The organism is Sporosarcina sp. FA9, assembly GCF_051550205.1.
Classification (GTDB): domain Bacteria; phylum Bacillota; class Bacilli; order Bacillales_A; family Planococcaceae; genus Sporosarcina.
Genome location: NZ_CP188819.1, coordinates 1086929 through 1101301, shown reverse-complemented (window position 1 = coordinate 1101301; position 14373 = coordinate 1086929). Strand labels below are relative to the sequence as shown.

The window sequence follows — 14373 nt, the reverse complement described above, 5'->3', positions numbered from 1 at the left end:
ACCATAAGTCTGAAAAGGCCTGCAACATAATCCTTAGCTGACACATCCCGTCTTTTACCCTATAATGAAGTTAGCACATCTAAAACGAAGAGGAGGTTCCATAATGGGTAGAAAAACTAAAGTGGCACTTACGCTTGGCGCTGCTGGCATCGCAGCATGGGCAGCATCCAAAGCAGTTGTAAAACCTATTCCCCGCGAAGGGAAAAAGGCTCTAGAATTTGATAAAACAGTTATACTTGCACATCGGGGGGGCCTTCTCGAAGCACCGGAAAACACAAGGGCAGCCTTTTCAAAATCAGCAGCTCTTGGTGTAAACGGATTTGCAGTAGACGTTCGACTCACAAAAGATGAGGAAATTCTCGTTTTCCATGATGAATACGCTGATCGTACAACCGACCTAGTTGGAAAAATATCGGAATTCACATTGGATGAATTGAAAAAAGCGAATGCTGGCTGCAAATTTGAAGATGAAAACGGCAACTTTTCTTATCGCGAAAAAGAAGAACAGCTCCTATCACTAAAGGAACTTTTAGAAGAATTCCCACATATGTTCATCAGTATTAACTTGAATGATTCTCCCGAAACATATGAAGGAAGTTTAATACCTTCTAAACTATGGAGACTGATTGAAGAACTAGGAGCTCAGGACCGCATTGTAGTAACAAGCGTGTTTGACGAGCAAACAGACCGATTCAACCTATATGCACAAAGCCGCGTTGCGACAGGTGCTGGCGATGATGAAGTCAAAAAAGCATACACAGCTTTTACAAGTCAATTTGGTCACCTGTACAATCCACGTGCAGATTTATTTATTATTCCAGAAAAACTTGGAATTTTCCCACTGAACACAGAGGTTTTCATAAAGTTCCTTGCGCAACTGAACGTTCCAGTCTATTACAATAACGTGAATGAACGAGATTCAATCGTACGACTCATAAATGCCGGTGCCGCTGGTTTCATCACAGACCGCCCCACATTCGCAATGGAAATCGTTCAAGAAAATGCAGGTCAGTAAAGAATTTGTACAATATATATAAAACTTAAGAATCCTGTAATCCGCTGATTTCCGTTCCGACCGGACGCGTTCCATTGTCGAAGAATAAAAATCATTCTTCTTAGGGCCACTCGTCGAGCCTCCTCGTCGCGAAAACCACGCTCCTGTGGGGTCTCGCATGTCACGCTAATCCCATTGGAGTGTTTGAGCCGTGGTCAACACGATGTTGATTATGCAGTCGTTGCGACAGGACGTCGCGTACTTAGACTGCGTCTGCACTCCAATCAGCTAAAAAGTGGGGAATAAAAATAGTAAGGGGTTCTCTTAAGAGGCGCAAACAAGCAAATAACATCCAGTTTAGCATCACAAATAGCATCGAATTAAAGCATCAATTAGCACTGCCTTTGCGGTGCTTTTCTATTGAATAATTGAAGTTTAAAATTCAATTTCGTCTAACAATATAATTTCTGACGCCATAAAAAAAGGACCCCATCAAGATCCTTTTAGATATTAATTATTAAACAATCGCACCCGATTAAAGAAGATAGCTAATTATCAATTACTAGTTGCCTTCTTACTGTAAATTTCATAAGCAATATATCCAAATAAAAAGCCGATTCCAGATCCTACACTAATTGTAAATAGCAAAGAAGTAGAGAAAAAAATGCTGAAAGTTATTCCGATAGCACAACCAAAAAGCAATCCCAATGGTATCAAACTATCTAATAAATCTTGGGCAAGCCTTGATTTTTTCTTATCTAGGTTGCCTTGTTTATGTATATATTCAAGCCTATTAATTACAAATACACCAATCGCCCCCACTACTATAAGCGGCAGTGTAGCACTCATAATTACCGTGACTAACCCCATAAAGAATCTCCTTCTACTTATTAATTTGATTCAATTTCACACATTCCTTTAAACAAAATGGCCAGTTTACGTGATTTGGACGCAATCGTTTACACTACAATCGCACCCGTTTCTGGAACTTTTAACGCTAATCTTTTTTATTTTGTACTGCTATAAATTCCTCTAAATTGGGGGATTGGTTATATTTAATTGCGGCTTGCTTATCCTTATTAATAATGGCACTTGTTAAATCAATATTATTTATGCCCGCAATAGCCACTGCATAATGTATAACATCAACTAACTCGTTTTCTAAAGAAGTGTCTTCTGTATTTTTCTTTCGTCCCTCTAATTTGTTTAGTACCTCTGCTACCTCGCCAATTTCTTCTACTAGTTTCATAAACAACGCAGTTGAAGTATGTCCTTCTTTGTATTTTAATGCTAGATAGTTCTGTAACTCATGAAACGTTAATTGCTTCATATTACCCCTCATTTTTTAATTTCATTCTTATTTATTATGCGACAAAATGGCCCGTTTGTTTAAGTATCAAATTCCATTCCTAGTCTCTATTATACCAGAGGTACCGAACGAAACCTTCGAAATACTTAAATTACTTCAAGGCACTTATAGTGGTAAGCCAACTGGTAGCCTTACACCACCTATTGTAAGGTCACCAAATAGCCTGTTAATAGCTGCACGAAAAAGGAGTATTTACAGCCTAAACCCCGTTATAACAACAAAAAAAGAAGGGACCAAAACCATTGCGGTTTTGCGTCCCTTTTCATATGTTTTTTAACGTTTTGCACCTCTGAAGAGAACCCGTTATAAAAATAGACTAACCCCTCTTTTTAGAAAAATGATAAAAAACGATTACATTCTGAAGCAGTATATTTTTATTCTTGAACATTTTACGGTATTAACAATTTCTGTATATCTTCAATCGCATTTTAGTTGCAATCTTAGTTGCTTGGAGTGCAAGGCGGCGACTCCAGCGGGATAAAGCGGGACAGGCGAGACCCCGCAGTGGAGCGAAGCGACCGAGGAGGCTCGCCGCCCGGCCCAAAGAAGAATGGTTTATATTCTTCGCTAGTGGAACGCGTCCGCCTGGAACGGAAAGCAACGGGATGCTTAGCTAAACCTTTTCACAAACTTCACTTAAACAAGAACAATACAAAAAAACAATCCCACCAAATGTAAATGGTGAGATTGTTTTTTATTTTGGCCCAAATGATGTTGTACCTTATGCAGAACAGGAACAACCTCCACCAGTTCCACATCCAGTACCACAAGATGAATCCGAGAAAAACGCACTGCCGGCTGGAACCTTAACCGATTCAGACACAGACCTTGCAACGATTGAACCTACCTCATCAAACAAGTGCTGTACATCATTTTCAGCAATTCGAAGTGCCGCAACATGTTCATTCATATCCAGTTCTCGTTTCTGTACTCGAATACTCTTCATTACTATATTATAATCCGGATGATATCTACCGAATCGTTGGACTTCTTCATAACGTTCCTTCATCTCAGTAAACTCTTGAATCGATTTCGCAAGTTTAGAATCTGAATAAACGTTTGTATGTGCATTTCGATAACTGATTACGACATCCGAGGAAAGAAGAATTTCAGTAAGTTCCTCCGCATGTTCAAGGATGGTAACCCATTCATCGGTCATCAGCAAAACGCAACCCCTCCGTTCCCTTCTATCATAACAGATTAGTTTACATCCGTGAATTGATTGGACAATAAATTCCGCCCTTGATTCACTTGTCTATGAAATAATGCCTTTTTCGCCTCTTCTTGATCTGAAAATAAAAATACGCCATCTGATGTTTGTTGTGTTTTCTCATGACCTTTTCCAGCAATTAAAACAATATCCCCATCCAAAGCAAGAGCTATCGCCATATGAATCGCATGTCTTCGATCGGGTTCCACTTCAACCCCATTAAAATCGTCATGAAATCCTTGTATAATATCATTTATAATTAAATGCGGGTCTTCGCTACGCGGATTATCTGACGTAACAATTACATGCGAAGAATAGAGAGAGGCTATTGTTCCCATTTGCGCTCTTTTTCCCTTATCTCGATTTCCTCCGCATCCAAAAACAGTAATAAGCTTGCCTTTACAAATGCCCAAAAGCGAGAGAAGAACTGCTTCAATCGCATCAGGAGTATGTGCAAAATCAACATAAACTGTAATTCCATCTTGCTCAAAACATTGCAGTCTTCCTTCGGGAAGCATAAGTTCACTTACATACTTCATAATATTTTCAAGTTCAAAACCCAACTCTAAAAGAACTGTAATCGCAGCAGCTGAATTGAGTTCATTAAATTGACCTGGTACGGATAAAGGGAAATCCCTTTTTTCATTTCGATAGATTAATTGCAAGTTCTCTTCTCTTAAGACGCGAATATCCGATAATGAATGTGTGCCAAAATAAATACATTTATTCGCAATAGACTCAGTCATCTTTACGCATACCTCATCATCTCTATTTGCAATAAATATTTTCGATTTATCCACCAACTTCTTTTTGGCGTTAATATAATTGGATGTTCCACCATGCTCACTTATGTGATCGGTGCCAATGTTCAGAAGAACACCGATATCAATTTCGCAGTGGTCCAATCTACCTGTTGATAAACCGAGCGAGGAAGCCTCTAAAACGATATGAGTTACACCGTCATCCAAGCATTTCCTGAGCAGCGGTTGAAAGAATTCCACAGGTAATGTAGTCATATCGGGTGCCTTGTAGTCAATCTTTTTCCCATCGATAAAGATACCAGTAGTTCCAATTACTGCAGTACGAACACCTAATCGGTTTAATATTTGCCCTACAAAATGTGTTACTGTAGTCTTCCCATTTGTTCCGGTTACCGCAATAACCGATAATTGTTCGGATGGATTTCCAGCAAACCTTGCACACGCGTAAGACAAAAATCGGCGACTATCCGGAACGGTTATAATAGGAATCCCAATTGTTTGACAATTATTAAGAGATCTATCCATTACAATAGCTACCGCACCCCCTTCGATAGCTTCTTTGATATAGCATGCCCCGTCTACACTTGCTCCCTTTCTAACAACAAAAATAAATCCTTGTTTGACATTTGCTGAGTGCTCCGTAATTCCACTAACGAATACGCCAAGTTTATCCCCGACAACTGTACACGGCCAGTCTTTAAGAAGTTCAGATATAAGTAGCACCACTCTCTCCTTCCCGAACATTTTATTTCCTAGCGAATATATTGAGAGCGAACCTACTTTATCGTATGAGAAAAGTTTAGCGAATGTCACGAAGAAAGTTGGGAGCCTTGATGATTGTTCAAAAATACGGCGGTATTGCAATGAAAGATGAAGCAACAAGAAGGAAATGTATTGAACACATAAAGACTGGTATTCAAGAACACGGAAAAGTTGTGATAGTTGTCTCGGCAATTGGTCGAAAAGGCGACCCCTACGCTACAGATACACTCTTAAGTTTATCGAAGGCCTTTGACGCTGACAAAGTTGCAAGGGACTTAATAGCGTCTTGTGGAGAGCTCATAGCGGCTGCAGTTTTATCCGCTGAACTAAATAGCTACAAAATCAATACAACCGTTTTACATGGTAAACGGGCTGGTATTTTAACAGCTGGTGAATATGGTGATGCAGAAATAGTTCATCTTGATCCATCGGATATAAATACGCATCTTCAAGAAATGGATTGCATCATCATTCCTGGTTTTCAAGGAGTAAATACAAAAGGCAATGTAATGACTCTAGGTAGAGGCGGTAGTGATTTGACAGCCGTTGCATTAGCAGCAGCAATAAATGCGTCCCATACTGAATTTTTTAAAGACGTTCCCGGAGTAATGACGAGTGACCCTAGTTTAACAAATGATACAAAAAAGATAGACGTGCTTAAACTAGACGAATTCCTTTTACATCTTAATACGCCAAATCCCATTATTCAAAAACGCGCTGCACTTTATGCAAAAATAAAAGCGATGCCCCTTTATATACGAGGCATCGCCGGAACTGAAGATGGAACTTGGATTGTTCCGTAAAACAAGTTTATTTTCTACGGTCATCATAATTGTTCTTAAGTATTAAGCTTTCAGTGTACACTTTTCCATAAGCACCCGTTCCTATATGTGTAAAGTATTTGTCCAACATCACTTTTCGGTGGGCGGAAGAATTTAACCAACCATGGACTACTTCAATTGCATCCACGTAATTTGAAGCAATATTTTCTCCCGCTCTTTTTTGATCTATCCCAGCTTCTTTCAATCGATTTGTTAAATTCTCAGGTTCAAGTGCCAGAGAAGAAGAATAACTGCCGAGCATCAAATCTTTACTATGCTTTTGTGCAACAACTTTTAGCCGATAATCCATTTCTAGTTCAGGTATATTACGCTTAGTTCGATAACTATTTGTTAACTCAAATATCTGCCGCTCTGCCGCTCTGTCTACTTCCACTTGGACCGTCGAAGAAGGTACATGTGGCACAAGCATTTCTCCCGTAAATGTCATATCGTACGGTTGATGAAGGACAAGCGTTTCAGGGTCGATAAATCGAACTCCTTCTAAAACACCATCCACTTGATCAACATAAAGTTGTGCATATAAGTCCTTATAAATAATTAATAAACGATTTTTCTGATCCTCGCCATTTAATGAAAAAGTATAAATGTTGTTGTCTATCGTAATATTAACTTCCGATTCAACAATCGTAAATCGATAAATATCTTTCACACTTTGCCCAATCGTAAATGGTGTTACATCTGACAAAAGATTTGATGTGAATATTTGATTAACTTGCCCTTCATTCGTAACACCCGCCATGAAGTTACCTTCCTTAAAATATATCCACCAGTTATATCCATAACTTGACGGCTCAATTCTATCTGGCTCTCCCATTTGTTCTATTAGTTCATCCGTGCTTTTTCCGACATATGTAGAAAATCCTTGTGCTGGGCGCGACGTTTGCGTAATTGGTGCACCTACACCCTCATTTTGCTCTGGTATAGCTGTAACTTGCTTTGGTAATGACTCCAATAGCTTATTTTCTTTTACCCGATCATCTGTATAATAAAAGACCAAGAGTAACACAATAAGAACAACGCCAACTTTCAAAAACCCTTTCAACTTTCTCACCTACTCTCAACTATAATTATAGATAGTAAAAATTTTATCGACACTATTAATGCATTGTAGGACCCTTTATTTTGACACTTTATACATTTAATGAACATGGATTAGAATTATCCTCCGTTTGCTTATGACACAATGTTGCCATTGCAACTATTGTTGATTTGTTCTATTATGAATAGGTATAGGGAAATTAATTGGAAGATAGATTGAAGGAGGATACGTACCATGTATATTGAAAATACAGGCATTGAAAATATCGTTGCCGATTTATCTGTAATTGATGAAATAATGATGAAACATGATCTTGTTCGTGCCGGTCAGTGGGACTATGAGCGAGTAACATATGACAAAAAATATGTTATTAAAGAAGGCACATTTTATTTACGTGTTTTTGGCTATACTACAGATGGAGACGTCGATACACGTGACGCAATGATGATTCTAAAAAAACCAGTGATAGGTAAACACTATTATCCGCACGGTGTAGAATATGGCGAGGGAGAATATTTCCCTGAAACTCTAATAAAAGACTGTAATGCAACACTAAAATTAGTAAACGAATCTTTACTACCATACAATACAAAAAAGTAATATTGTTTCCAGACCGGAGAACCCTATGTTCTTCGGTTTTTTTTAACAGTCTTAGCCAAAACTTTTGGTTATCATTAAAATGGAAAAGTAATGGAGGAATGATTTGTGTCAAAATGGCTTACAAAGCGCAACTTTATCATAGCACTTAGCATTGTAATCATCATCTTAATTATTATATATATCATTCCTGTTTCAGTACCAATCATTTTAGCTCTATTAACCGCCTTGCTCATCGATCCACTTGTTCAACTTGCGGAAGAAAAGTTAAAATGGAAAAGAAAAGTTGCTGTTATATCTGTCTTCATGTTTATTCTAGTGCTTATTTCATCTATTCTTTATTTTACAGTTAATAAACTTATTGGTAAAATAATTGGTTTCGCTGAACAAGCACCTGAACTTTTCAATAAATTATCAGGAATGTGGATTGATGTACAAACCAAGATGTTTCAATATACATCTGGTTTACCTATTGAAGTTGTTAATTCCATCCAAAGGGAATCAAACACTGTTTTATATTCCATGAGAGAATCAATACTGCACATTCTAAGCCCTGAACAAATTCTTCTATTCGCATCAGATATACCAAATCTACTAGTAAGTCTAATTGTTTATATAATAGCTCTTTTCTTATTCATGCTGGAATTACCCAATCTGAAATTTATGTTATTTAGACGCTTTACGGAATCCACAGCAGAAAAGGTACGCATTATGGTTACGCGTTTGAATGCTGTATTAATTGGCTTTATGAAAGCTCAACTACTCGTAAGTTTCATCATTCTCGCCGTTGCATTTGTCGGCCTACTTATTGTGGCACCGAAATATGCAGTAGTCATGTCGCTCGTCATATGGGTTATTGATGTCATTCCGATACTTGGATCGATTATTATACTTGCTCCTTGGGCTCTCTATCACTTCATAAGCGGTGATGTGTCCACTGGGACGCAATTAGCTATCCTAGCAGTCGTCTTACTACTTATCCGCAGGATTGTTGAGCCGAAAGTAATGGGGTCTCATATCGGACTCTCACCGCTTCCTACGCTTATCGCAATGTTCATCGGTTTGAAGCTCATTGGTTTTCTTGGGTTCTTCATAGGTCCACTCGTTGTAATCCTTTTCACAACCGCACGCGAAGCTGGAATAATAAAACTAGATTTCAAAATATAAAAAAATGCTCCCGCATCTACTCAGCGGAAGCATTTTTTTTAAAACCCTAAAATAGCTCTGAACATCGACGTTACTTCTCCGCCTTTGTAAAACACATATAACAGTAGATAAACAGCAACTCCTGTAATTGCTGTAAAAAACCAAATAACACTTGTTATTGGACCAAGCTTCCGATGCTTCACTAAATTGTTTTTCAGTCCAGCCCGAATCGTAACAACACCAAAAACTGCTCCAGTTGTCGCTAAGGCGATATGGAATATGAGGAAAATCGTATAATAAATTTTTAAATGATCCGGTCCTCCGAAAGATGTATTCCCTACCAAAATTGTCCGTGATACATAAATAATTAAAAACAGAAGTGCTGCAACAGCAGCGGCAAGCATCGTTTTTTTATGAGCTTCAACATTCTTTTTGACAATTAAGTACCATCCAATTGCTACTAAGACCGCAGATAGGATTATAAAAAATGTGCTAAGTGTTGGTAGAAACGGCACAGCCATTAGATAAAACCTCTTTCCCCAAAGAAATTATCCATGCATCGTAAGATTTTTACGCATTAATAATTCTTTCTTTGTAATTTCATCTGCATTTTCTTGTTCATCTTTGTACCAATTGATGAATATCTTTCCAATAATTACTACATAAATCAGTTCCTGCATGACTTTCATTAGAATACCACCCAATTGCTGATCCTCTAGTGACGGTATATTTGTAAACAGTTCAGGCCCTGAAATTCCAAGTCCTGACAATCCAGATAATGTGCTTGCCGGAACACAAAGAGCCATTGCCTTTAACCAAGCCTCACCAGATGTGTAGGTTTCATAAACAGGTACATCAACGAAAATAATCAATGTACAAGCTGGTGTAATGAGTATAGCGCTCAACATAACGTAACCAATCTTCTTTAAACCGTGAAGCCGAGGTTGCCCTTCAACTGTATTCACTATAGGCCACCAAAGAAAGAATGCCGCTATAAATAAACTGATTGTAAAAACCGAATGCAATGTAACGCTTAATTTCACTGTATCCAAAATAATTGGATAGTGATAGAGCGAAAACATAATGGTGAAAACCAATAAGCTAATTACCGGTTTAGTAAATAAAGATATAATCGTATTCAGCAATTTGATATCAAATACTTTCTTCCACATCCAGTTCGGAATACCAATTATTAAAAATGGTGCTACTACAAGAAGTAATAAAGCCATTTGTACCATATGCACCGAAAACAAGATATGGCCTAATAAGTCAACCGGAGACCCTTTAATAATGTATAGTAAAATCATTCCACTGAGGAAATAGTTAATATGTCTACGCGTAAGAGGAGCGGAACCTTCAAAACGATTTTTCCACTTAACTGTAAGTAGAAAATAGACTACAACCAGAGCAGCTAATGCTAAGAAAAACCATGGACTCCATAGTGCGCGAAATCCGAAAATGCTTAATGGTATCAATGCTATCTCTCCTTCAATTATGACTACTTCTAGTATAAAACGAATTGCCTATGAACTCAATGTACGAAGTATGACTTTATTAAATATAATAGGAAAAGCCTGTGGAAAAGTATAGATTCCACAGGCTTTTCAATATTAATTTCTTACCACCAAACGATTGTAAGAAATGTTAAAACAACTAGGAAAGCTAGAAAAGCACCAACATACATGAACATCATAGCAGTACCATGACCTTTTTCGTTCATATGCATGAAATAGTACAATTGTAAAGCTACTTGAACTCCCGCAAACAACATTAGTGTGGGCATAACGAAGTAACTCGAAAATCCGATTACGTCTGAGTTATATGCCACGACCATTGTAAACGAGATTAGTGTTAAGAAAATCATTAATGAGAACATCATTATTTGATTTCGCATAGACTTTCTAGCACGTCTCTGTCCAAGTTCCATTTCAACAGGTGATTTTTGATAAATATCGATGCTCGACATATTAACCTATCACTCCCATCAAATAGACTACAGTGAAGATAAATACCCATACGACGTCAATAAAGTGCCAGTATAAAGAAAATGTATAATATTTCGTCGCATTATACAAATTCAGTCCACGTTTAGAGTTACGGTAAATTAGAAGTGTGATCCACACTAGACCTATTGCAACGTGGAATCCGTGAGCTCCTACAAGTGTATAGAACGACGAACTAAATGCACTGCTACCGAATGTAAAGCCTTCTTGTACGTAGTGATAGAATTCATACACTTCAAACATTAGGAAGCCAAGACCAAGGAAAGCAGTAACTGCTAACCAAAGTTGCATCTTTTTGAAATTGTAATTTTTCATATGATACATTGCGTACACACTTGTTAATGACGATGTAAGTAGAAGCATTGTCATTACAAAAACAAGCGGTAATTGATAAAGCGTTTGGGTAGTATGTTCCATACCACTCGGGCCTTTATTTTTCAAAGCAAGATAGGTAGCAAAAAGTGTTGCGAATAAAATTGTCTCTCCACCAAGGAAGAGCCAGAATCCGACGAACTTATTTTTTGCTTCAAGTGTTGCTTTTTCCGGATGATCCGGCCACGTCTCAGGGGTGAATTTCTTATTCAAATCCATTATTTTTGTCCCCCTTTACGCTTTAAATCTCTTAAAATTTCTTCTTTTGTAACATAATAACCTGTATCATCTTGCAATGAACGAACTGCCATTGCTATAAACACCCATAGAAGACCACCAATTAGAACTGGAAGACCCCATGCTTGTTCAGTTCTGAACATCACACCAAAACCTGTAACGAATAATCCCATACTTAAAATGAATGGAATAATTGAACCGTTTGGCATATGAATATCTTGAATAGGTTCTGCAGGTGTTATTCCTGATTCATTACCTTCTAACTTTTCAATCCATACCGTATCAAGTCCACGCACAAGTGGCGTCTGTGCAAAGTTGTAATACACTGGTGGCGACTCAATCGCCCATTCAAGTGTACGACCATCACCCCATGGATCATTTGCAACACGAACGTTTTTAATTTGAGTAATAATAATGTTATACACAAGTACAGTTACTCCAATTGCCATTAACACGGCACCCATTGTACTGATGAAGTTTCCTGAGTTCCAACCTTGTCCGTCCATATACGTGAAGACACGACGTGGCATACCCCAAAGACCTAACCAGTGCTGAATTAGAAATGTTAAATGGAAACCAACTAGGAAGAACCAAAATGTGATTTTACCTAAACCTTCACTCAACATTGTACCGAACATTTTCGGCCAATATAAGTGTACTCCTGCAAGAATACCAAGAACTGTTCCTCCTACAATTACATAGTGGAAGTGCGCTACGACAAAGTATGAGTCGTGTAATTGGTAATCCAGTGGTGCCGTTCCAAGCATTACACCAGTTACTCCACCCATAATAAACGTTGGAATAAATGCAATCGCGTAAAGCATTGGTACCGTTAATTTAATACTACCGCCCCACATTGTGAGTAGCCAGTTAAATATCTTAACTCCTGTTGGGACAGCAATTGCCATCGTTGCAACTGAGAAAATGGCGTTTGCAGTTGGTCCAAGACCTACTGTAAACATATGGTGAGCCCATACCATAAATCCAAGGAAACCGATTAAAACAGTAGCAAATACCATCGATGGATATCCAAAGAGACGTTTGCGTGAGAAAATCGAGAATATTTCCGAGAAAATACCGAATGCAGGTAAAATCAATATATACACTTCAGGGTGACCGAAAATCCAGAATATATGCTCCCAGATAATAGTGTTACCACCCATAGTATGGTCAAAGAAATTACCGCCGAACATTCGATCAAATGTTAAGAAGAATAGACCGATTGTAAGTGGTGGGAATGCGAACAGAATCATCGCTGAAGCGACAAAAGTAGTCCATGTGAATAATGGCATACGCATATACGTCATTCCCGGAGCACGCATGTTAATTATCGTTACGAGGAAGTTAATCCCCCCCATAAGGGTACCCCCACCTGCAATTTGAAGACCAATTGCATAAAAGTCAACACCATGTCCATCGGATATAAGTGAAAGTGATGCGTATGAAGTCCAACCTGCATCAGGCACTTGTCCGATGAACCATGACAAGTTTAGAAATACTCCACCAAAGAAGAACATCCAAAAACCTAATGAGTTTAAGAATGGAAACGCAACGTCACGTGCTCCAATTTGGAGTGGCATTACGACGTTCATAAATCCAATTAATATAGGCATGGCCGCTAAGAAAATCATTGTGGTACCATGCATGGTAATCATTTCGTTAAAAGTTCCAGCACTAATTAGATCGTTGTTCGGTGTAAGGAGCTGAAAACGAATAATCATTGCTTCTATTCCACCGACTACGAAGAAGAATCCTCCACCAAGGAGATAAAGGATTCCAATTTTCTTATGGTCGACTGTTGTTAGCCAATCCCATAATGCCGCGCCAAAACTTCTTTTTTGAGCAACTGAACTCACTTTGTAACCTCCTCTTCAATTTCACTTAAAATTACTTCTCAACGGTTAATCCCATAAGATATTTTGTAAGTGCATCTAAATCATCATCTGAAATCATGTCTTCAGAGAATGCTGTCATTTTATTTCCTGGTTTGTTTTTCTGTGGTTCTCTAATCCAATCTTTTAACTTCTCTTCCGTGTGATCCATATATCCTGCAACTCGGTTACGATCACCAAAAGTTGCTAAGTTTGGACCCGCTTTTTCATTGGAAGCACCAACAGCTGAAGTTGCGTGACATGCGATACAGCTTTGTGCAAATACTTGTTCTCCAACAGAACTCGAATCATCTACGACCAGCTCTTCAGTTTTTTGCATTGATGCTACCCAAGTATCAAACTCAGCACGTGGCATTGTTTTTACTTTAAAGTCCATTAATGCATGGGAAGGGCCGCAAAGTTCAGCACATTTACCATAAAACACGCCGTCTTTAACATCTTTAGAATCCATGTCAAAAGTAAGATAGAACTTATTCACGTTCTCAACGTTATTATCTAACTTACCGCCAACTGCTGGAATCCAGAATGAGTGCTTAACATCAGCAGCCATTAAATTGAAATACACTTTTTCACCCATCGGAACAACCAGTTCTTGTGCAGTAACAATTCCTAATTCTGGATATTCAAATTCCCACCAAAATAGTTTTGCTGTTACATCTACAACAAGATTCTCGGCATTTCCATCTTCATCTACATTTTCCATTGCTGTGACATCACCAAGTTTATATGTGTAATAAACCGTTGGAACAGCAAGAAGTAATACAAGAAGGATTGGGATACCCGTCCATAATAATTCAAGTGTGTGGCTGCCCTCTGTTTGTTCAGGGATATGATCCTCCCCTAGTTTTGAACGTCGGAAACGTACAAGTGCTATTACATAAATAACCATTACTACTCCGATAACGAATAACATGATAAATGAAGCAAGTAGTAATAATGTAAACTGATCTCTACCGACCTGACCAGTCGGAAGAAGTGCTGACAGCTCCTGTTGACCACATCCCGAAAGGAACACAGTCAAAACTGCTAGTAAAGAAAAAAGACGCCACTTTTTGAGTCCTTTCATCATCGCTTAATCATACCTCTCTTTCTGTAAAAAATAGTATTCTTGTTAAAAGAACTTCTAACACTGACACCTCTATGTGAATT

Annotated in this window: 15 protein-coding genes; 4 read left to right on the top strand and 11 right to left on the bottom strand. The window is 38.2% G+C overall.

All coding sequences use genetic code 11. The features are described from left to right. The first annotated feature begins 103 nt into the window (after positions 1-103). Positions 104-1015: a glycerophosphodiester phosphodiesterase family protein gene (locus tag ACP8HH_RS05240; protein WP_438316842.1), complete on the top strand. Its 912-nt coding sequence runs from the start codon at positions 104-106 to the stop codon at positions 1013-1015. Positions 1016-1549: 534 nt separating this feature from the next. On the opposite strand, the gene ACP8HH_RS05235 is transcribed toward ACP8HH_RS05240, so the two are convergent. The 4 genes from ACP8HH_RS05235 to ACP8HH_RS05220 form a co-directional block, all read right to left on the bottom strand. Next, a complete protein-coding gene (locus ACP8HH_RS05235; RefSeq protein WP_438316840.1) occupies positions 1550-1864 on the bottom strand; it encodes a hypothetical protein in 315 nt (104 codons plus the stop codon). A gap of 127 nt (positions 1865-1991) precedes the next feature. Then, the gene (locus ACP8HH_RS05230; protein WP_438316838.1) at positions 1992-2324 is read right to left on the bottom strand and encodes a MazG nucleotide pyrophosphohydrolase domain-containing protein; all 333 of its coding nucleotides are present in this window, start codon (positions 2322-2324) and stop codon (positions 1992-1994) included. A gap of 760 nt (positions 2325-3084) precedes the next feature. Continuing rightward, positions 3085-3528 carry a YlbF family regulator gene (locus tag ACP8HH_RS05225; RefSeq protein WP_438316836.1) on the bottom strand — a complete coding sequence of 148 codons (444 nt, stop codon included), beginning with the start codon at positions 3526-3528 and terminating at the stop codon, positions 3085-3087. A gap of 35 nt (positions 3529-3563) precedes the next feature. Continuing rightward, entirely contained in the window at positions 3564-5078 is a 1515-nt protein-coding gene (locus ACP8HH_RS05220) for a UDP-N-acetylmuramoyl-L-alanyl-D-glutamate--2,6-diaminopimelate ligase (RefSeq protein ID WP_438316833.1), read from the bottom strand. 62 nt (positions 5079-5140) lie between these two features. On the opposite strand from ACP8HH_RS05220, the gene ACP8HH_RS05215 reads away from it, so the two are divergent. Then, a complete protein-coding gene (locus tag ACP8HH_RS05215) occupies positions 5141-5899 on the top strand; it encodes an amino acid kinase family protein (RefSeq protein ID WP_438316829.1) in 759 nt (252 codons plus the stop codon). Between the two features lie 7 nt (positions 5900-5906). Here ACP8HH_RS05215 and ACP8HH_RS05210 read toward each other — a convergent pair whose 3' ends face one another. After that, a complete protein-coding gene (locus ACP8HH_RS05210; protein ID WP_438316826.1) occupies positions 5907-6980 on the bottom strand; it encodes a CAP domain-containing protein in 1074 nt (357 codons plus the stop codon). A gap of 231 nt (positions 6981-7211) precedes the next feature. On the opposite strand from ACP8HH_RS05210, the gene ACP8HH_RS05205 reads away from it, so the two are divergent. Both ACP8HH_RS05205 and ytvI read left to right on the top strand, forming a co-directional pair. Further along, a complete protein-coding gene (locus ACP8HH_RS05205; protein WP_438316823.1) occupies positions 7212-7577 on the top strand; it encodes a YugN family protein in 366 nt (121 codons plus the stop codon). 105 nt (positions 7578-7682) lie between these two features. After that, positions 7683-8741: a sporulation integral membrane protein YtvI gene (gene ytvI, locus ACP8HH_RS05200; protein WP_438316820.1), complete on the top strand. Its 1059-nt coding sequence runs from the start codon at positions 7683-7685 to the stop codon at positions 8739-8741. A gap of 38 nt (positions 8742-8779) precedes the next feature. Here the strand turns inward: ytvI and ACP8HH_RS05195 are convergent, their stop codons facing one another. From ACP8HH_RS05195 to coxB, 6 genes are all read right to left on the bottom strand, one after another. Further along, positions 8780-9241, bottom strand: coding sequence for a DUF420 domain-containing protein (locus tag ACP8HH_RS05195; RefSeq protein ID WP_438316817.1), 462 nt, complete (start codon positions 9239-9241; stop codon positions 8780-8782). A 27-nt stretch (positions 9242-9268) separates the two neighbouring features. Further along, on the bottom strand, positions 9269-10195 hold the full coding sequence (gene ctaG, locus ACP8HH_RS05190) for a cytochrome c oxidase assembly factor CtaG (protein ID WP_438316814.1): 927 nt from the start codon (positions 10193-10195) through the stop codon (positions 9269-9271). 143 nt (positions 10196-10338) lie between these two features. Further along, positions 10339-10686 carry a cytochrome C oxidase subunit IV family protein gene (locus ACP8HH_RS05185; RefSeq protein WP_438316811.1) on the bottom strand — a complete coding sequence of 116 codons (348 nt, stop codon included), beginning with the start codon at positions 10684-10686 and terminating at the stop codon, positions 10339-10341. A 1-nt stretch (position 10687) separates the two neighbouring features. After that, entirely contained in the window at positions 10688-11314 is a 627-nt protein-coding gene (locus ACP8HH_RS05180; RefSeq protein WP_438316808.1) for a cytochrome c oxidase subunit 3, read from the bottom strand. Then, complete coding sequence (locus ACP8HH_RS05175; protein ID WP_438316805.1) at positions 11314-13188, bottom strand: cytochrome c oxidase subunit I; 1875 nt, start codon at positions 13186-13188, stop codon at positions 11314-11316. Before ACP8HH_RS05175 ends, ACP8HH_RS05180 begins: the two co-directional genes overlap by 1 nt. Before the next feature lie 31 nt (positions 13189-13219). Beyond that, on the bottom strand, positions 13220-14293 hold the full coding sequence (coxB, locus tag ACP8HH_RS05170) for a cytochrome c oxidase subunit II (RefSeq protein WP_438316802.1): 1074 nt from the start codon (positions 14291-14293) through the stop codon (positions 13220-13222). Between the last annotated feature and the right edge of the window lie 80 nt (positions 14294-14373).